The organism is Paenibacillus sp. B2(2019) (assembly GCF_008370385.1).
In the GTDB taxonomy this organism is placed as follows: Bacteria; Bacillota; Bacilli; order Paenibacillales; family Paenibacillaceae; genus Paenibacillus_AQ.
Map to the genome: position 1 here is coordinate 95,158 of NZ_VTZR01000030.1, position 21,443 is coordinate 116,600.

11 protein-coding genes and 1 pseudogene are annotated in these 21,443 nt (G+C 44.0%); 2 read left to right on the forward strand and 10 right to left on the reverse strand.

The features are described 5' to 3' along the window. Positions 1-183: 183 nt before the first annotated feature. Together scfB and scfA are read right to left on the reverse strand one after the other, a co-directional pair. Positions 184-1,578 (reverse strand): thioether cross-link-forming SCIFF peptide maturase, encoded by a 1,395-nt coding sequence (gene scfB, locus PAENI_RS29980; RefSeq protein WP_149647764.1) that lies wholly within the window; start codon positions 1,576-1,578, stop codon positions 184-186. Between the two features lie 122 nt (positions 1,579-1,700). Continuing rightward, on the reverse strand, positions 1,701-1,850 hold the full coding sequence (gene scfA, locus PAENI_RS29985; RefSeq protein ID WP_076098734.1) for a six-cysteine ranthipeptide SCIFF: 150 nt from the start codon (positions 1,848-1,850) through the stop codon (positions 1,701-1,703). A gap of 220 nt (positions 1,851-2,070) precedes the next feature. Here scfA and PAENI_RS29990 point away from each other — a divergent pair. Further along, a pseudogene (locus tag PAENI_RS29990) lies at positions 2,071-3,788 on the forward strand (alpha-keto acid decarboxylase family protein). A gap of 153 nt (positions 3,789-3,941) precedes the next feature. Here PAENI_RS29990 and PAENI_RS29995 read toward each other — a convergent pair. The 8 genes from PAENI_RS29995 to PAENI_RS30030 all read right to left on the reverse strand — a co-directional run bounded on the left by PAENI_RS29995 (position 3,942) and on the right by PAENI_RS30030 (position 19,108). Next, positions 3,942-5,501 carry a family 43 glycosylhydrolase gene (locus PAENI_RS29995; RefSeq protein WP_149647765.1) on the reverse strand — a complete coding sequence of 520 codons (1,560 nt, stop codon included), beginning with the start codon at positions 5,499-5,501 and terminating at the stop codon, positions 3,942-3,944. 3 nt (positions 5,502-5,504) lie between these two features. Beyond that, the gene (locus PAENI_RS30000; RefSeq protein WP_149647766.1) at positions 5,505-7,916 is read right to left on the reverse strand and encodes a glycoside hydrolase family 3 N-terminal domain-containing protein; all 2,412 of its coding nucleotides are present in this window, start codon (positions 7,914-7,916) and stop codon (positions 5,505-5,507) included. 36 nt (positions 7,917-7,952) lie between these two features. Then, the gene (locus PAENI_RS30005; RefSeq protein WP_149647767.1) at positions 7,953-9,302 is read right to left on the reverse strand and encodes an MFS transporter; all 1,350 of its coding nucleotides are present in this window, start codon (positions 9,300-9,302) and stop codon (positions 7,953-7,955) included. A 295-nt stretch (positions 9,303-9,597) separates the two neighbouring features. Then, positions 9,598-12,141, reverse strand: a complete 2,544-nt coding sequence (locus PAENI_RS30010; RefSeq protein ID WP_149647768.1) for a GH39 family glycosyl hydrolase — start codon at positions 12,139-12,141, stop codon at positions 9,598-9,600. 227 nt (positions 12,142-12,368) lie between these two features. Further along, positions 12,369-12,938, reverse strand: a complete 570-nt coding sequence (locus PAENI_RS30015; RefSeq protein ID WP_042184812.1) for an SF0329 family protein — start codon at positions 12,936-12,938, stop codon at positions 12,369-12,371. 353 nt (positions 12,939-13,291) lie between these two features. Beyond that, positions 13,292-16,312: a DUF4855 domain-containing protein gene (locus PAENI_RS30020; protein WP_149647769.1), complete on the reverse strand. Its 3,021-nt coding sequence runs from the start codon at positions 16,310-16,312 to the stop codon at positions 13,292-13,294. Between the two features lie 401 nt (positions 16,313-16,713). Next, positions 16,714-17,502, reverse strand: coding sequence for a response regulator transcription factor (locus PAENI_RS30025; protein WP_188114743.1), 789 nt, complete (start codon positions 17,500-17,502; stop codon positions 16,714-16,716). Further along, positions 17,471-19,108, reverse strand: a complete 1,638-nt coding sequence (locus PAENI_RS30030) for a sensor histidine kinase (protein ID WP_188114744.1) — start codon at positions 19,106-19,108, stop codon at positions 17,471-17,473. Before PAENI_RS30030 ends, PAENI_RS30025 begins: the two co-directional genes overlap by 32 nt. A gap of 224 nt (positions 19,109-19,332) precedes the next feature. Here PAENI_RS30030 and PAENI_RS30035 point away from each other — a divergent pair, with 224 nt between their 5' ends. After that, a complete protein-coding gene (locus PAENI_RS30035; protein WP_223179032.1) occupies positions 19,333-21,123 on the forward strand; it encodes a flavocytochrome c in 1,791 nt (596 codons plus the stop codon). The last annotated feature ends 320 nt before the right edge of the window (positions 21,124-21,443 follow it).

Genomic DNA, 21,443 nt, shown 5'->3' on the forward strand with positions numbered 1-21,443 from the left:
TCACGTTTTGAATTCCTCATCCTGATTGCCAATGGAAAAGACGATCTATGATCATAGTAGCATTTTTAAGAAATCGCACAACACCACCAACTAAAGACTCTAATTAATACAAAAAAACCGAGAAAGGCACTTTATTTAAAAGTGTCTATTTCTCGGTTATAGTTTATTCGTCCGTTACGTTAACTAGCTAGATTGCCCTTCCATCGCTCTAATGGATTCATCAACCTTCACCATCATGGAACATTCGACTCTTTTGCGGAAGACGTCACAGCTGAAGTCATAGGTTCCGACGAGGGAACCCGTCGCGTGCAGTGCATTGGCAGGACAACCACCGCTGCAGTAGAGTTTAGCCCAGCAGTCCTTGCATTCCGGCTTCGAGTAGCAGTTGCTCTCTTTAAACTGACATTGCAGCTCAGGTTGTGTGATCCCATCCCAGAGGTTTCCCATGCTGTACTCTTCATCCCCGACGAACTGGTGACAAGGAAAAAGCTCACCCCAAGGGGTGACAGCAAGATATTCCGTTCCCGAACCACAGCCAGTGATTCTCTTCTGGATGCAAGGCCCTTCTGAGAGGTCAAGCATGTAGTGATAAAAGGTAAACCCCTTGCCTTGTTCACCGCGACCGATCATTTCCTTGGCAAGAATTTCGTACTGGTTGTATATCTCCGGCAGGTCCTCCTCGGTAAGTGCATAAGGTTCCTTTGGATCACAGATGACTGGTTCCATTGAGATTTTGTCAAAACCAAGGTCTGCGATATGAAATATATCGTTGGTAAAATCGACATTGTTACGAGTGTAGGTTCCTCGTACATAGTACTCTTGGTCTCCGCGCTTACGAACGAATTCTTGGAACTTCGGAACAATATGATCGTAGCTGCCTTTTCCGTTAACCGTTTGGCGAAGTCGGTCATGAACCTCTTTTCTTCCATCCAGGCTTAATACGACATTGTACATTTCCTGATTTAAAAACTCGGTGACCTCATCGTTCAGCAGCATCCCGTTCGTCGTGAAGGTGAAGCGGAACTTCTTTTTGTATTCTTGTTCTTTGCTTCTTGCATAAGCTACGATCTGTTTAACCACTTTCCAAGCCAAGAGCGGCTCCCCGCCGAAAAAGTCGATGTCCAGGTTTCGATGATGACCCGAATTTTCAAGCAGGTAATCGATAGCTTTTTGTCCAACCTCATAGCTCATGATTGCCCTATCTCCGTTGTATTTCCCCTGGCTGGCGAAGCAATAGTCGCATGACAAATTACAGGTATGCGCAACATTGAGGCAGAGTGCCTTAACATAAGTTTTCCGTTTTTTTAAATCGAGCGAGAGATTCTCATACTCATCTTTTGTAAAGAGCTGTCCATCATTTTTAAGTTCCTCGATATCCGCGATGGTTTCTCGAATGTCGCTCACGGAAATGCTGGAATCATCTTTATATTTATCCAACAGCGTTGTCACGATTTTTTCGGCAGAAGTTTTCTCATAATCCGCTATAATTTCATAAGCTAGGTCATCAACAACATGCACCGAGCCACTATAGGTATCGAGCACGATATTGTATCCGTTTAGTTTATATTGATGAATCATACTTACTAATCAAGCTCCTTTTGCACACAAGTAGAAACGGCTTTGCCATCCTTTAGGGATAGTATCCATTTCTTAAAAATAGCCGCCCATCAGCAGAGCAATGGGCGGTAAAATTCCGAATCCTATCTGTTCATTGCATTTTCACACTTCTGGTTTGCAACGCCGCAGGAAGTTTTACAAGCGGACTGGCAAGATGTCTGGCATGCGCCGCATCCGCCGTGTTTTGCGGTATCCATCAGTTTGCGGGTGCTCAGTGTTACGATTCTTTTCACGATAAATAACTCCTTCTGTAATTTCTTGTGATCACTTTCACTTAATTTCCATGGAACATCGTAGCAACCTCACGTAAGTACGTCTATGATTCCCGTCACCTATGTGGCTGCCACCATTCAACTTCAACTATCTTTCTTCGTTATTCAACAACGAATAACCAGTAATGAAAAGGGGATCTTATTCAAGAAAAGACTTAAAAGTATAGGAAGTGAGCATGAGGTGGGATTGAAAGCAGCGGTGAACAGCTCTAACCCGACAACTGGAACAGCTCAAAAAACACTTGGTCAGTATTTGTTCGATTGTTTGAAGCTGGAGGGTATTACCGAAATTTTCGGCGTTGCCGGAGACTATAATTTCACACTACTGGATGCACTGGAGCAATATAATGGCATCCGGTTTATTAGCGGACGGAATGAATTGAATTCAGGTTATGCAGCGGATGGCTACGCAAGAGTCAAAGGTATGTCCGCTCTTATCACAACTTTCGGGGTCGGGGAGCTCAGTGCCTGTAATGCGATAGCCGGAGCTAACAGTGAGCATGTGCCGCTGATTCACATCGTAGGTGCGCCTCCCGAGAAGGATCAGATGGAACACAAGCTGATGCACCACACGCTTATGAATGGAGACTTCGATGTCTTCCATAAGGTGTATGAGCTGATTACGGCTTATACCGCGAAACTGACACCGGAAAATGCCGAGATTGAAATTCCTGCCGCCATACGTATTGCCAAGGAAAAAAAAAAGCCGGTATATCTGGTTGTGGCTGATGATTTAGTGGCTAAGCCAATCATTGCCCGTCAAGAGCCCGTCCCGCCGCGTCCAGCCACCAATTTAAAAACCCTTCAGGCAGCAACGGAACATGTCCGCCAGCTGCTGGAGCGTGCCCACCGGCCGGTGATTCTGATTGATGTCAAAACAATGCGGTTCAGCCTAGAGACAGCGGTTCAGCGGTTAGCAGACGCCATAAATGCCCCTGTTGCGACAATGATGTTCGGAAAAGGGGCATTCGACGAGACCCATCCGAATTATATTGGGATGTACGAAGGCTCTTTCGGAAGTTCTGAAGTCCAAGCCACTGTAGAAAATGCAGATTGTATCATTGCGATAGGCATGGTAAGGGCGGACACTAACACTGCGAATTTCACCGCGAAGCTGAACCCACTGGTGACCATCGATATTCAACCGGATATGGTCAAGGTCGCAGAAGCGGAGTATCCAAATGTATTCGCTGCTGACATGCTGCTTGCAGTGCAGAAGATTGGCTACAAAGGCCAAGGTTTGGCTGGCAAGCCGACATTTCCGTACGACCAAATCACCGGTAGCACCAATGATTCACTAACTGCAGCCATTTATTATCCTCGTTTTCAGCAAATGCTGAAAGAAGGAGATATTGTGATCGCTGAGACCGGTACGTTTTACAACGGAATGGCGCAAGTAAGACTGCCGCGCAATGTAACGTATATTGCTCAGGGAGGCTGGGAGTCCATTGGTTATGCCACACCCTCGGCATACGGCGCCAGTATCGCTGCCCCGGATCGACGAGTGTTGTTATTTACAGGTGACGGTTCCCTGCAGTTGACAGCCCAAGAGATCAGCTCCATGCTCTATTATGAATGTAAGCCCATTATCTTCGTCTTGAACAATGATGGTTATACGATCGAGAAATATTTAAATGTAAAAACAGAGGATCAGCAATATAACAAAATTCCGCGCTGGTCATACACCAAGCTAGCCAAGCTTTTGGAGGCGATGCGTTTACCGTGACTGTCCGGACCTATGGAGAGCTTGACCAGGCTATAACCCAAGCTGATAAGGAACGTGCCGGGAGACTCTGTATCATTGAAATGATCGCCGCTGATCCTATGGACGCTCCCGAGAATATGCGCCGGATGCGCAACTATTTAGAGATGCAGGAGAAGCAGCGTAGCCAGAATTAGAATTAGCGGGGCCTAGGTTAGCCTTTTCTTATTTCGTAACATGATAAGCATTCTCAAAATAAGGCCCGATTAGCTTATGAATCAAGCTTATCGGGCCTTATTTATTTCAACCGACTCCAGTATCTAAAGACCATTGATTGCTTTACTTTCGTTTTACATAAATGCAAAATGCGAGAGATCACCTAACGTCTTGCCTTCAGGATGGAATACAAAATAAACTGCATGCTCACCAGTGATTGCCTTTAGTGGCGATAGAAAATCAGTATACTCGCTCGAAATTTCCACTTGTACTTTTGCAATCAACTCACCGCTAATAGGATTGTCTACGAAGATTTCCACATAGCCATTGCTTTCGGCAAGAATTGATAAAATAACCTTCGTATTTTCACGTGCTTCATGACCGAAGTCGAAGTATTTATATCCAACGACACTTCCACTTGTAGTATTTGTAACGACTTGGAAGACCTTTTTGCCTGAATGATCGTCCACTAATCCAAATGCTAACTCCCTTTGCAGAATATACGGAGAGTTAGTTTTTGCTTTTGTTTTTCCTTGTGCATCTGTCAGATAGCACGCCATGAATGCTGGCCACTGATAATATGCAGGTAAGGCAGATTTGCTAAAGCCCATAGAATGATGCTCTGCGTGTTCAAAATTCCCATCAGGTCGCATAGTGAGCGCAGCAACCATAGCCTGTCTGCCTCCTATTTGGTTGCTCGTATGTCTGTGGTAAATGATATACCAAGTACCATTGAGATGTACCATTCCACCATGGGTATTACCCACATATTCAGTAGGAGCATTCTGACCTTTATATCTTGAATTTCCAAGAGAAACAAGAATGCCTCCATACTCAAATGGACCGAATGGACTCTTGGAAGTCGCATAGCACATTGCATTGCATTTATTTGGACCAGTTCCATAATAAACTAAGTAGAAAACGTCATTTATTTTTCTGATGGAGGGTCCGTTGAGCATACCCATGCCATCGAAATCTTTCCTCTTTGAACGTTGAGTGAACATTGAGGGTATTAGCGATTCACTTATATAATGACCTGTCTTTTCATTCTTTATTACCGTTCTCATATCGTTTGTATCCAACTCCACCACGTGGCAGAAACAAAGTCCAAAGTACATGTATAATCTTCCATTATCATAAATAACAGATGGATCATATGGATAGCTAGCCATATTCAACAGCGGGCCTTTACCTTTACCAAAAACGTAGTCACCGTCTTCGATTCCGTCTCTACCATCTTTCCAGTTTTTTGGCTTTTCTGATTCTGGATAACGCACACGTCCGATATATTCAAAAGGTCCAACTGGCGAATCCGAAACCGCAACACCGAAGCCAGACTTAGAAAGTCCGATACCATAGTACAGATAATATTTCCCTTCTATCTCTACAATATCTGGGGCAAACATATTGGTTTTCATCATACCCTTTTTCCCTGAATTGACCATTTTTTTCACAAACGGATCCTGCATCTTCTTGTAGATAACACCTTCGTATCTCCAGTCAGATAAATTGTCGACGGGTGCTGACCAAGTCACATAATCACCGCCACAGAACTCCCCACTTCCAAACAGATCGTGTGAGCCGTACAAATATAATCTGTCACCGAAGACATATGGTTCTCCATCTGGGATATACTCATTACAGGGTAACAATGGGTTACTTGAAAATCTATCTGGTCCATAATTCGTTTCCATAATCTAGACCTCATTGCTAAATACTTCAGCTTTAGCGTAGAAACCTCTGTCTTTTCCAGAAATATGTGTTGTATCCTCAATCTCAAATGTATCACTCAAACGAATATCTTCTGAGGACGCCCCAACAGCAATAGTCATTGTTCCAGCTTCTACAACCCAATTCATCTTAGTATCAAGGAATGCAAACTGGTCTGCACGCATTTCGAAAGTTACAGTTTTTGTCTCGCCAGCTTTTATTTCAACACGCTTAAATCCAGCCAATTCTTTATTCGGACGAACCATTGTTGCAAGCTCATCTGTTACATAAACTTGAACAACCTCTTCACCATTGATCTTCCCTGTATTTGTAATGTCGCAAGAAACTTTAATTGTGCCATTAGATTTAACCGTTTTATCCACTTTTAAGTTGCTGTAAGTAAACTCAGTGTAGCTTTTACCTTCTCCAAAATAGAACAGCGGAGTCTTAGGTCCATCGATATAATAGTTTAATAGCATGACACCTGGCCCTACTTTTGTATAGCTATTTCCATTTTTGTAGGTTGCATAAGTAGGCGTTTGGCCAACGAATCTTGGAGCTGTGATAGGCATACGGCCAGATGGGTTGTAATCCCCAAATAATACGTCTGCGAGAGCAGTTCCACCTGTTTCGCCAGGGAACCAGTTTTCGATTATAGCAGGGAAGTTCTCAGCTACGAATTCACTGCAAAGTGGTCTTGCATCCATATGCACGAAAACCGCAGGAGTTCCTGTTTCGTAGATTGCTTTTGCAAACTCTTCTTGTATACCTGGCATTCCGATATCCCAGTTATCAATACCTTCGCCGATTGTAGCACTTTCACCCCAACCGTATTTACCACCGAGAGTAAGAATAACCACGTCTGCATTCTTAGCGGCTTCAACGGCCTCTGCAAAACCATTACGGTTCGTTCCTGCGAAGTCACAGCCTTTTACATAGCTGATATTTGCATTAGTGCATTGTGCCTTAATAGACTCTAGAATTGTAGGTGTTTTACCACGATAGATATGGTTGAGCGCGGCTATAACTTTCGGATCTTCTTGTCTTACGGTATTACTTCCTTCAAAATATGGCATTTGAGGAGGAACTTCGCCCATATCCATGCCCATAACCCCTGCCATAGCAGCCATTCCGCCTGTTAGAGCCATTTCAAGCATTGCAGGGTAGGTGTATCCACCGAAAAGCAGTCTAATAGAATCTGCATGCGGACCAATAACAGCGATATTTTTGATGTCTTTGCTAAGTGGCAATATATTTTCATTTTTAAGCAATACAATAGATTCTCTTGCGGCTTTCAAGCTGTGTTCAAGGCAGCCTTTGTCTCCATAGGCTTCGGTAATTGTCTCGGGTTTAGGATATGGATTTTCAAATAGTCCTAGTTTAAATTTGGTTGAAAGCATTCTCTTTAATGCTCGATCAATGTATTTTTCTTCTAAATCCCCACTTCTTACCGCCTCGATTAGTTCTTGTGTATATCCAAAAGGCATAGGAAGTTCCGAATCAAGTCCTGCTTTCAAAGCCGCTATACCGCCCTCTGTAGGGTTTCCCGCGATTTTAAGTCCGATTGTTCTCATGATAGACATATAGTCAGATACCACTACGCCATCAAATCCCATTTCTTCACGTAGTAGGTCATTTAAAATATGCTCTGATGTTATTACTGCTTCGCCGTCAATCGTTCCGTATGAGTTCATCATAGATTCTAGATTCGCTTCAGTTATGGCAGCTTGGAATGGTTTTGCATAAACTTCACGAAGCTCACGTGGTGTTATAGGGTTTGTTGTCATATTCAATCCACCCTCAGAAACCGCATAGCCTATAAAATGTTTCCCCGTAGCAACAACACCATCTTTTAGGTCGTTTCCTTGCAGTCCCTTTACGAAAGCAGTGCTAAAGGCAGCACAATGTGTAGGGTCTTCTCCGTAAGTTTCGCCAACTCTTCCCCAACGCAAATCACGGGCAACATCCATTACTGGTGAAAGAGCTTGACGGACACCAATTGCTACCATTTGCTTACGAATGATGTCTGTCATTTTTTCTACTATCTCAGGGTTCCAAGTAGCTCCCAGAGCGATAGCTGAAGGGAATATTGTCCCACCGATTGTATTTACTCCGGTTATAGCCTCCGCATGAAGTAAAATAGGTATGCCAATTTCATTAGCATGAGTAGCCACATCTTGAACTGCTTTCGCAAATGCTGCATTTTCCTCAACAGTTTGCGCACCACTCATGGCTGTTGCCTCACCCAAACCATTAGGAAAACCTTGCAATATATCCGCTGGATTTCCCATAAGCATCGAACATTGAAGCTGCGCCAATTTTTGCTCAAGCGTCATTTTTGAAACTAAATCTGCAACTCTTTCGTTGATAGGTAATGCCGAATTTTTATATTTTTCCATTGTAATCTCTCCTATTCACAATATTTTCTAGTTCAACTATACGTTTCTTCTTTCTTCTAACTCTTTCATCATAGTTGGATAAATTTTGTCTAGCTTATAAATAAGCAGAAGAACTGTAGTTAAAATTAATAACGCAAATTGAACATATATAAAGCTTGCTTTGAAAGCGAGAATTGCTGAATCTGATTGTGTATCTGCACCAGCAACGTAACCTCCAACAGATAATAAGGCAGCAACAATAGCCACACCGCCTGCTGTTCCAATCTTTGAAGCAACGCTAGACATACTGTAGGTTAAAGCTTCTGCACGAATACCAGTTTTCCACTCACCGTATTCGATCGTGTCAAATACCATTGGAAATGCAGTTGCCGTTAGCGTACCCATACCTAACCCTTTAATCAAACTGCCAATGAGTACGATGTTAAAGTTCTCTGGCGCCATCAGCATGATTACAAAGCCGACAATTGATATAATGCAACCAACTAATGCATAGTTACGCTTGCCAAGTTTTTTAACAAAAGGTGCGCTTACCAGTAGAACCAGTAACATAGGTGCGAAAGATGCAATCGTTAGTAGGCTCATTTTTGTTTCATCGCCAAAAATGTATTTGCAGTAGTAAATGTTTATTCCACTCATACCTTGAGTGAGGAACATTGTGATAGACAATGCAAAAACAATCCACATATTTTTGTTTTTAAGCATGGATGCGATTCTCATTTTTGTCGTAGCCTGTGTGCCTGCCTCAGTTTTTGTGACGATTTTTACTCTTTCCTTTGTTCCAAAGAAGGTAATGCAATACATAACAACTGCAATTACTGAGTAAATAATAAATGTTTTTTGCCAAGCTCCACCGTCATTACCGAAAGCTTTAACAAAACCTGTTGTTCCAACCATAACAACTAGAGATACTAATAAAGCCGTTAACATTCTGAAAATATTAAGAACTTGTCTTTCTTGTTGGTCTTGTGTAATAAGTGAATTCAGGGTTCCGTAAGGAATGTTAATGCAAGAATAAATAATATTTACTGCAAAATAAGCAATAGAATAGTAAACAATTTTCCCTGTCATGCTAAAGTCTGGTACACTAAATAGCATTATTGTAAAAAGAGCGAAGGGCACAGCCATCCACAAAATCCAGGGGCGAGCTTTCCCAAAACGTGTTTTTGTACGATCCACTAAAGTACCAACAAGAACGTCAACAAAACCATCAATCACCCTCGCCCAAAGAAGAATTGCACCCGCCACAGCTGCTGTTAAACCAGCAATATCTGTAAAGAAGAACAACATGAATGCGCCAACAGAAGCCCATACTACGCTGTTTGCACCATCTCCTAATCCATATGCAAGTTTTTCCCTTAACTTAATTTTCTCATTATTCGTTTCCATCGCATTACCCCCAATACATGATTTAAAGTATTGATCATGCCAAGCCTTTTACAAGCACGGTAATGATATTCGTACGTAGGGACAATTACGCCGCATAGTCGAAAGTCCCCGACATCTTCTCTCCTCCTTGTTCCACTTCTTGATTTTCATTCTACAATGGAAGCGCTTCACTTTCGTTCCGAACATCGTCTTTGGTTATTCCTTTTATGATCTTCTTTCGGTTAATAAGTAATTGTAACGGCAAAAGTAGATTAAAAAAAGGAACACGCATCGGGTGCGTGTTCCTTTTATTCCATCAATACTGCTTTGTCACCAGAATCAGCTGGATCTCGTGCGGCTCGAGCTCGACATCAAGCTTAATGAACTCATTTGCCTTCTCTAGCCAGGTCCGATATTGCGGTTGCGCCATCCGATCGAGATACGCTCGGCCTTCGGCTGTCAACTTGTCCGGTGCGCCCATCTCCACCCAAGCATCAAAAGACGAGCCATGCTTCCGGTTGACTCGCATTTGTTCCAATAAGTAATGTCCGTTAAGTTCTTCAAGCCGCAAACCGAATCGGTTCTGCGCTGTCTCGTTGAAGATGCCATAACGGTTCTTCGAAGTAACCTGCGAATAATCAAATTGATTGTACAGCTCGTTGTAGTGGCAATAATTGTACAAAAGAATTTGATAATCTTCCCCGCGACGCGTCACGGTGACGCCCTCTCGCTGCATCACGATTTCATCCCCTAACCTTGCGAGGAACGTGAACGCGTGGAAGCCCGCCTTTTTGATGCCGTTATACGTCAGCAAACCGTAGCCTCCATGAAATAAAGGCTGCGGCAATTGAAACTCCTCATGCAGGTCCGTCGCCGTCCAATAACCCATTCCTTCGACCAAATGTCCGCATTGCAATGCCGTTTTCACAATAAAAGCGGCCATAAAACACGTGTCATGGATCAAATCTCGGCAGTCAATATTACCGTTCCATTCGGTAATCCAATACTCTCGCTCCTTCATCGGCAGCTCAGCCGTCCATTCAATGGTCTGCTTCACGGCCCGCTCGATCACATTCTCATCGCCCAAACGGAAGTTCGGGTTAGCCGTAAACAATTCACTGAAATCTTCGTGAAAGGTAAGCATCTGAGGCGCATTTATTCGTAATTTTTCGTCCACCAGGTCATATGGATCAATCGCCAACTGATACGCATGAAAAGAAAAGAAATCGAGCTCGATCCCGTGTTCACGAGCATACGAAACAAACGACCGCAACCAGGAATCGCCGCTGAAAACACATATGTTTCCGAATCCGCCCACTTTAAGCATCGGACTGATCGACTTGATGCGCGAGAAAGTCGCTTTGAACAGTTCAAAAAATTGTTCGCGCGTGCCTTTCCAGAAGGTGCCTTCCAAATCAGGCTCGTTCCAAAATTCGAAGTACCATCGCGACACTTCCGCCATGCCGTATCGGTTTATTATATGCCGGACGAAAGCTTCGACCATGTCCAGCCATCGATCCAAGCTTTTCGGTGGCGTAACGTTTGCTTTCCACCAGAAAATGTCGCCTTCCGCGGAAGCAAGCAACGAAGGCATTAAGCCAAGCTCCAAAAACGGCCTAACGTCTTCCTCAAGCAATCCGTCCAGCAGCGTATCGACGTGATTGAAATTATAATACGGCTTACCCGAAGGAGATTCATTATAGACGAGCAACTCATCAGCAAAAATACCATGAAACCGGATGTATTCGAATCCGATGTCCTGTTGCAGCGTCCTGAGTTGTCTGCGGAAATCTTGACGAAGCCCATGCGGCGCATAGCCGAATGTCATCAGGCGCTTCCAGCTTGACCGAAGCTTCCCTTTTGCCCCCCCCATGTCAACGGTATACGTGACGGACCTCTCTCTTCCATCGTCCGAAGAAACCGATTCATTCTCATTCCAGTCGATATATTGAAATAGCTCGGACAACGTCTTTTTGCTGCTGATGCTGAAATAATCCTTCGGCTTTTCAAGGTTCATATCGACCTTCTGAAGCTCGCGGAACTCCGTCGGGGTCATGCCGAGCACTTCCCGAAACACCCGGTAATACGACTTCGCATCCGGAAAACCGTGCTGAAGCGCGACGTCGAGAATATTGTTTTCCGACAGCCTAAGCGGTTTTAACGATTTGTTTAAGCGGATGTTTTCGATGAACTTCTTGAGCGAAACGCCTATGTTAGTCTTGAAGTATTTAGACAAATATTGCGGTGTCAAAAAGAACTGGTCCGCGATTTTATTGAGGCTGAGGCTTGAATTGTTATAATTGGCATTGATATATTTGAGGATTTCGAGAAGGCGTTCGTCACCTTCTCGGATTTGCGCGGCAAGAGTCTCTACCGGTAAGCTGAAATGGTTCTTCAAAATAATGTATAGATCGAGCATATGCCGCTCGATCAGCAAATTTTGCGACTCTTCTCGGTTGATTACAATCTTCATCATTGAAGCAAGCAGTGACCGGATCCGATGATATTCCTTCGTTTTCGTTCCTTTCGAGGTACTTGAGTCAAGCTTGAAGCTCATTCCGTTCGTTTCGACGCCGTATTTTTGAAATTGCTCGAGACTAAATTGAAGAATAAGCAGATGCGCCCGTTCCTGCTTGTCCAATGAACGAAGGAAGTGGATCTCATTCCGGTTTACAAGAAAGATATCCCCGGCTTTCAGAACCGTTCCTTGCCTGTCAATCATGACTTCGATTGATCCCTTGAGGATGAACAAGATCTCTGTTTCTTCGTGCCAATGGTAAGGAAACAGTTCGAGGGACTGTGTGAAAATCTTGACCGGAATTTGCCCGCTCTGCTCGATCGCTTCGTAATGGATTTGCATGGTCTCACCTCTTCGGGAAATTGGCCTTCATGATGTAACCATTATATAGTTTTTGCCTTTGGCATTATAGATGTTACGAAGAACCGTATCATAGTAAAATTGTGGGCATTTCGCTGACGGGACACGTTAGTTCAAAACACTCAAATCTATATTTACATCCGATTCTGCACAAACACAAAAAAAAGAAGACACACAGGAGTTTCCCGGGGTCTTCTGTTCGTTTATTTTCACAATGTACTACGCCGTAGTTCATAAAAATATTGTACAATTGGATGCTTTAACTTCATCTTCTCGCTCATGTTTAAAATTCGCTTTTTCCCAACTCGTCTGTCCACTAAAGCTAGAATATTCAATAAGATATCGTCGCTTTCTAAGCTCTCCTCTATGGAAATAGATAAATACTTAGTAGCTATAACAATAAAATTCGATTTACTTAATGATGTCTGTGCTGACAAAAGCTCCTTTGCAACTTCTGATATTTTTCTGCTTCTTGCAATGACTATTAGCCGATCCTCCGGGATGATCCCCTTACTATCTTTTCTAACCGCTTCAATGTCTTCATGGTTGATAGGAATTTGGAGATCTGAATCATTCTTAATCTCCTGCTCCGTCTGATACCACCTAATTGAGCTAGTTCTATCATTCATATTGAGTACGTTCTTTTTATCTACCGAAATATAACAATTCCCTGATTTATCAGGTAAATAACGGTAACTGCTTGCGCGATATTCAACCCTGCCGTATAACGCAGGACAGAGAAAACTCTCCAGTTGTTGCTTCAATTTGCTCCAGGACATGTATCCTCCTATGTTTTATGTTATAAATAACTGCTCAGGCAGTCGTTCTATTATACAATACATAATACAATCCCACTAAAACCTGAATAATATCTTGATATAAAAACAGAGGAACGACTTGAAATATTTGGTTTTCTCCCCAATTTCCATTCATCTAATCCTCTATTTTTCACGTCTACATAGAAACAAGCCGATTAGGTATAGACCCAATGGTCTGGCACCTAATCGGCTTGTTATGTTACGTCTCAAACGTTTTTACTTCGGTTATTAGTCTTACTCGGACAGATAATTAGATAACCGGTACGGAAGTTTCAGCGCGGGTCGTATTGCTGCTTGGATGGATTATTTCTCCATTACTTATCGTGACCTTTACCCGGGTTTTCTTTTGAGTATTCAAAGGTCACTTTTACAGGCTCGCTCATATAGCCAGTCGATAGATACGCCTCATTGGTTCCCTTTAAATTACCCGTAAGTTTGAATGTGAATTGGAAGCTTCCCGCGACTGTACTCTTCGTCTCATCTTCGAGTTGAACCTTGCCTTTCGGATCAAGCACCTTCAACTTCACATTTGTAAGGACGCCATTCATCAGCAACCCATCAATTGTTACTTTTTTTGCTTCCTCGTCAACCTTTACTTGTATGCCCTCAATGCCCTTCACGTCTACAGCGCCCGAGAGGTTATAGACACCAAACTCGTAGATGGAATATCCGTAATCGGTTGCTCTTTTTATGCCTTGTAACTTCATGTATCTTGCCTTGACCGGGTTGAACTGAATCGTTTCTTTGCCATCATGCGCGGTAATAATTCCGTCATTTGGCATGACATTGATCCAGTTCTGCTTATCGTTCGACACAAGAAGTTTGTATTTATCGGCACGAGCATATTCCCAATCGATTCGAACCGTATCCATTTCCTTCACTTCATCGAGATCGACCAGGAACCAAGTATTGTCCACGTATTCGCTCGCCCATCTTGAAGCAGGGAATCCATCGACGGCTTTAGCCGGTGCATAATTCGCATTATTGCCTTCGGTCGATGAAGCTTCTACCGTTTTATTCTGCGCCAAATTGCCTATTAGGTAATAGACGCTTTCCTTCAGCGTATTGTACGCCTCATCTTTTATCGTACCCGCCATCTTGAATTCATCCAGCTTTGCGTTAAAGCCTTGGAGATACTTGGTGACTTGCGCTGCATCTTTCCCTTCATAGCGCTTCATCATTTCCAAATAGTTGTTCAAAGAACGCACCGTTGCAGAATTGGTAAATTGCTTCGCTTTTTCGAAGCGGTCGACTAACGCTTTCATACCAGATGCATTCGTCGTTGCTTCGATAACATATGACTTTGTCACCATACGCCCCGCCGTAACGGTAATGTTAAGCTCATGCTTGCCAAGCTTGCCTGCAAGCGGAATAACGTTACCCGCTGTATATGGCTTGCCGTCATACGTCGCCGTCACTTTTGTCAGACCATCATCCGTTCTAAGCTTCCATGTAAAGGATACGGATTCTGAATCGGGCAGCTTCATCCCGCTCTGGAACGGCTTGCCGTTCATCTGAACGTCTACCTCGGAAGGCGGAGCTTCGTTGACCTGATATGTTCCTTTAACAAATTGATACAGCCAGTCGTAAAGAACGCGTGTCGCTGGATCTTTACTTACCGCGGTGTTATAGACTGCATTGTTACCTTGGTAATACGATTTGAAGCCATCCTTCATGAGCCCTGTCTTCGCACCGCTGTTCAAGTAATCGATATACCGCTCGCGGAACACGCCGTCCGTCAGCATCCGATCATCAAACTCGAGTTCATTGGACATGCCATACTGCTTCGCCAGATTCGCAGAATCCTCCAAGCGCTCGATATCCGTCGGCTCGAAGAAGTAGTTCGGTTGGATCGTCACCGCATCGAAGCCGACATCCTTCCACATGAAAGCTTTATAAGCGAAGAAGTGCGGAATCCAGAAGAACTTCAGGTCCTTGCCGCTAATTTGCATGTCATGCAGGGTGCTGCTCACCGAACGGATCAGATCCGGTCCGGATTGGCTTGTGCTGATTTGCTCTTCGAACCAGTACATACCTACAAGCTCGAGGTTAGCGTAACCTTTTGCTTCCCATCTCGATTTGACTTGCTGCAGCCACCATTGAACTGCTTTTTCACGGTTCGCAAGGGCTTTCTCTTTGCCAACGGAATCATTGAAGTTCAGCGATTCTCCACCTTGTTCAACAGCTCCGAAATTAGTGATCGATTCACCTGGATCCGGAATCATGAGGACAACCTTTTCCTTCACGCCAGACTCGTTCAGCGCATCGGATACTTCCTTAGCCGCTGCGTTTAACGCATCCATATCGCCGCCTACCGCAAAGGTTTTATCCAGATACCATTTCCAATCTTCCAGATAAGCCCGCCCGCCGAAATCACGACCTGGATTTGGAGAGTTTATGCCAAGATACAGGACGCCGTCGAAGAGTCGATCCTTAATCTTGCCGTCCTTATCGACATAACTAATGTTCGGAATGATCCGTTCTTTCGTCCAGATGCCTAAGTCATTCGCATATTGCCCGTTATACAAAAGTCCAAGATGCTCGATACCCGCTGTCGCTTCGCCTGCCTCCAAGAATTTCGGCGTATACGTTGGAACAGTTACGGCTCCGGCAACTTTGCCCTCTTCACCGAGGATTTCAATCTCATCCACGAAGGTCATTGCACGCGTATGCATTGTGAATGTTACTTTCACGTACCGAGCATACGCGATTTTCTCATCTGGGCCGATCGCTTTAATACCGTCCTTGCTGCCATCCCACACATAGGTCTCCGTGTATTTACCATCATTCCACAGCTTCTGCGTGGCATTGTCTTTGAGCAGTCCCCAGTTCACCTTGTCATCGGAGACGTACATCGATACCGTGAGTGGCACGAGTACATTGTTCGTTGGCCAATCTTCGAGGAAATTGGCTTTAATACCCGTGAGTGATTTCTTCGCCCCCAAATCAAACACAACTTCGCGTGTCTTACCCAAATGATGTCCAACCCATGCTACGTCGGATCTATTGCTTGCCCCATATATACCATCCGTAAGTTTGTTGCCTTCATCCGGATTTGAAGCTTCCGGCTCTTGCGACCACTCATAAGATAAGCCCGCTGCAAGATTGTGATATACCGCCCCATACACTGACGCAATAACACCCTCCGTACCCGCTCCCGGTAGGTCTGATGGAATCGTCACCTCGACCGGATCGGCTTCGATCGGCGGGTTCGCTGGTGTCTGTTCCTCTGTCTGTGTAGGCGGCAGCGCCTCTTCCGCTTGCGCGATTGGCATCATGGTTACAATCATGATCGCAACCATGACGAGAGCTACCCATTTTCTACTCCTCTTCATATCGTACTATCTCCCTTCTGATTCTTGAGTCAAGAAACATCAATCTCCTAAATGGTATGCGCTTCCATTTTAGCTTACCTCGATGCTCTTTCCTCCCTTCCGAGATTCCGACACGTCATAGAAGCTTATAACATATGTCAATGTCCTTAAAGTAACATTATGAAAAGTGGCCTTTCTTTCAAATAGATAATTAATGACATTGGGTATACACTTGTTGACATGAAGGCCTTCACGTCGCGTTTTCATAGGTATAAAGATAGCGTTTACCTCCTTAGGTCCTACCTATTTTCTAGCAATGTCCTCTAAGCAATCCGCCAAATAAAAAACGCAACCCCTCGAGGTTGCGTCGTGTTTATATATGGTGGCGCCTAATTGCTGCGGCGTTCTACTAAATTGATGCTCTATCCATAACCGAACGGATGCTTTTTGTACTCTAAGGGGCTTGAGCCGACTCTATTTTTGAACACACGACTAAAATAGTACTGGCTCTTATACCCTACCTTCACGGCCAGATCCCCGATTTTGATATTCGGCATTACGTCATCCAGAATCTCCTTCGCCTTCGATATCCGAAGCTCAGTGACATAGTCAAGGAATGAAGCACCGATTTCTTGCTTCATACGCTTGCTAAGATAGGTTTGGTTGATATGAAATAGTGCTGCTACTCGAGTAATAGACAGCTCCGGATCCTGATAATGACTGTCAATATACTCGGTCACTTTTTGGATAAGCACTGTTCCATCCCCTGTATACCCGGGAAGCTCCCGCTCCTTATCCACCCTGCTTTCATGTGAATGCAAAGGATATTTTGCCTGAAGATGCTCATCGATCCGATGAAGCAGCTTGTTCAGATCACTCTTCGGCACAGGTTTCAATACATAATCGAATGCTTGCAGTTGCACAGCTTGACGCGCATATTCAAAGTTATCGTAGCCGCTGATGATGACAACCAGAACCGACGGGCAGCGTTCGCGCAATATATTTATCAGATCGAGCCCATTCATATTCGGCATGTTGATGTCCACAAGACATACATGTGGTGGGGCTTCCTCCACCATATTCAATGCTTCGTTTGCACTTTTCGCTTCTCCTGCAACTTCAAAAAGATACGAACTCTCCTCAATGTATTGTCGCAAGCCTTTGCGAATGATCGTTTCATCATCGACGATGACAATCTTCCACATCTTCATTTCGCTCCCCTTCCAAAGGTATTCGAATGACCATAACGGTAATGCCATTTTCGCTCTTCACTGCAAGGCCATATGGCACCCCGTAAGCTAGTCGAATGCGATGGTTTACACTGTATAGCCCAAAACCTGTGGCAGAACGATCATATTTATCATCAAGAAGGGCTTGATTCATCTGTTCAAGCTTCTCTTCAGGAATCATAACCCCATTATTTTCAACCTTAATGACCAAATAATCGACCTGTTTATATGCTGTAATCGAAATTTTGCACTTTTGATCCCCAAGTGGCTTAATCCCGTGATAAATCGCATTTTCCACCAACGGCTGCAGCATGAAGCGAACGACTTGGCACTGAGCAAGCTTTTCATCATATCGAAGCTCGTAGTCCAGAATCTCCTCATATCGCACGCCTTGAATATGAAGATAACTCTCGACATGGTACAACTCCTGATCAAGCAGAATGTAGGGACTGCCTGTGCCAAGCCCTACTCGGAAATACGCGCTAAGCGCTTCCACCATCTCCACCACATTGTCTGCTCCATGTTCCATTGCCATCCACTGGATCGTATCCAATGTGTTGTATAAAAAGTGTGGCTTGATCTGCTCATGAATCAGTCTGAGTTCCATCTCCTTTCGGTCCTGCTCCACAGCGTATAATTGAACAAGCATGTCATTGAAGCTTCGCCCAAGATCGCCGATCTCATCCGAGCGCGTAACATCTGCTCGTATGGTTTGGTTGCCGTTCTGCACATTTTCCATTACCTGGCGAAGCGACTGAATTGGACGAATAATGGAAGAAGCAAGCAGCATCAGAAAGACGATAAACGCACTACCGATAAGAACGCCTACCAGCAATGCAGTCCGCTGGGTTTTGATCACCGCTAGCGATAGACTTGAATTCGGTACTTCGAGTACTAGCTTCCAGCCTTCCACATTTTGAATTGGAGCCTCAAATACACTCATGTTCTTCTTATCTGCTGCATCCTCCGCTCCATCTCCTTCACCCAGCTCTCTGCAATCGATGATAAGCTGGCCTGACTGGTCATATAGCATTACATCTTGAGCAATCTCCTTCATCTTCTTGACGGAGACGGCTGCAGCAATATAAGCTACCTCATCATTCACCGATGGATTCACGCGATATAGAATGACGACGATTTCAACTGCATTCGCTTTGGATACGATCGGATTACTCACCACATAATTGGAATCTGAATTTAGCAGTTGTTTTCGATAGTAGGGTCGGTTTAGTATCGAAAAAGGCTTGTCCTTTGCTGACCAGGAATTTCCGTGAATATCCACCACTCGTATGGATTCGTACTCTACTTGCTTCTTCGCCTCGAACTTATCGATCTCTTGCAGCAATTCATCTCGTGTCCAATGATGGTCCGAAGCTAGAGAAGCAAGCATGTCTATCTCACCGATGCGCTGATTAAACCAATAATCGATCTGGTCGCTGCGTGCATTAACCACTTGCTGCGTTAAGTTCTTATTCAAAGGGACAACCGTATGGTTCATCTCCAAATATATTGTTACAAGCAATGCAATGAACAGCAGCAAGAAGCAGCTTCCTGCGATTAACGTAATTTTTAAGTGAATTGATTTCATTGTAATCATAGCCCTTCACAATATCCGTTTCTTACATGCCCGAAAAAGACAAAAAAACGCTAATCTGTGCAAATACATAATGCAGTACTAAATCTATAATAGGTCTTGTGCATATTTTCACATGAAACACCATTCATGTCTAGGCTAAAGATAAAGGATTTGTCTAGCAAATCTTCCTCTCCCTAGTGTATGTAACCAATTCACAACAGAATGAAGGAGATATTATGCGAACTCACACGAAAAAGCTGTTATCTATTCTACTAGTCCTCAGTCTTATGTTCACACTTGCTGCCTGCGGCGGTAAAGATGCAGCACCCGCTGCAGATGCAAACGGTGTTCAAGTCTTTGAAGGAGTTGGGCAAGGTAAACATGGCGATATTAAAGTACAAGTTTCCTTATTAGATAACAAGATCACTGACATTAAAGTAACAGAGCATAAGGAAAATGAAGTACTTGCAGAACCTGTTTATACACAGCTCAAGCAAGATGTCATGGCAACTAACAGCGCAAAAGTTGATGCCATTAGCGGATCTACGGTTACAAGCAAAGGATATCTCGAAGCCATTCAAGATGCAATTACGAAGTCTGGACTTACCCTTGTCGCTGGCGCTGCAGTCAGTGGAAGCAAAGACAAAGAAGAAGCCGAGCAAACCTATGATGTTGTCGTCATCGGTGCCGGGGGTGCTGGCTTTAGTGCGGCTATCGAAGCGAAGAGCGCTGGAGCTAATGTAGTTCTGCTCGAGAAAATGCCAGCTGTTGGCGGCAACACATTGATCTCCGGTGGTGAGATGAATGCGCCTGACAACTGGGTTGAACGTGCTCTTGGCATCACAGATGACACGGCTGAATTATTCTATAATGATACGATGAAAGGCGGAGACAACCTCGGGGATCCAAAGATGGTTCGTATTCTTGCCGACAATGCTCTAACATCTGCCGAATGGCTGCGCGATGATATCAAGGTAGAGTTCTTACCTGATCATCTGTTCCAATTTGGAGGCCATTCCAGAAAACGTGCGTTGATTCCTGTAGGTCATACAGGCGTTGAATTGATTACCAAGTTAAAAGCCAAAACAGACGCTGATCAAATCACGATCAAAACGAATATGAAAGCCGAAACCTTGCTGAAGGATGAAAGCGGCAAAGTAACCGGTGTAACTGCGACTTCGGGTACTGGCGACAAGATCACATTCCATGCGAACAAAGGCGTCATCATCGCTACCGGTGGTTTTGGATCCAATGTAGAGATGCGTAAAAAGTATAACCCTAAAATGGATGAAAAATATATGTCTACCGATACACCAGGATCTACAGGTGACGGTATCGTTATGGCAGAAACGATTGGCGCCAAACTGACAAACATGGAGAGTATTCAAACGTATCCAATCTGTAATCCTGAGACAGGTGTTATTTCCCTGGTTGCAGACTCCCGCTTCGATGGTGCGATCCTGATTAACCAAGAAGGCAAGCGCTTTGTTGAGGAATTAGAACGTCGTGACGTTATTTCTAAAGCAATTCTTGCCCAAACGGGCGGATATACGTATCAATTATGGAATCAAGGCATTGAGGATATCGGTAAAACGATCGAAGTTCATCAAGACGAATACGATCAACTCGTTAAACAAGGCTTGCTCTTTAAAGCCGATACGATTGAAGAGGCGGCTGATTTCTTCAAAATTGACGTGAACACTTTGAAAGAAACGATTAATAAAGTAAATGATTATGCGAAAACAGGTAAAGACCTTGATTTCAAACATCGCGGTGGATTGAAATCTCTTGAAAAAGGCCCTTACTACATCGAAAAAGCTGTACCATCCGTTCACCATACAATGGGCGGATTGGTGATCGACGAGAAGACTCGCGTATTGAATGAAAAAGGCGAAGTCATCCCTGGGCTGTTCGCTGCAGGTGAAGTAACAGGGGTCATTCATGGTGCAAACCGTCTTGGCGGTAATGCCATCGCTGATATCTTCACCTTCGGCCGGATTGCAGGCAAACAAGTTGTAGCAGAGTAATCTTATGATTGTGTAACTGCTCTATTAATAAGTTAGCCTTAAAAACGTGCAAGATAGCTTGTTGAGTGCAGGTTGACTGCTAACTTTCAAGCTGCCCTCTATGACATAGCAAACCGCCCTGTCAGCAACATTGCGAACAGGGCGGTTTTTTATGGTGGAGCCTAGGGGCTAGGATTAAACGGGTATGCAATCCTACTAAAGACGGGGCCATAGTTAAACTGTACCCTATGTAAAGGACATTTTAAAAAAGTCTAGGCAGATTGAAGAAGATGATCTCTGTATTGAACAGGGGTCATCTTTTTTAAATCCCATTGATACCT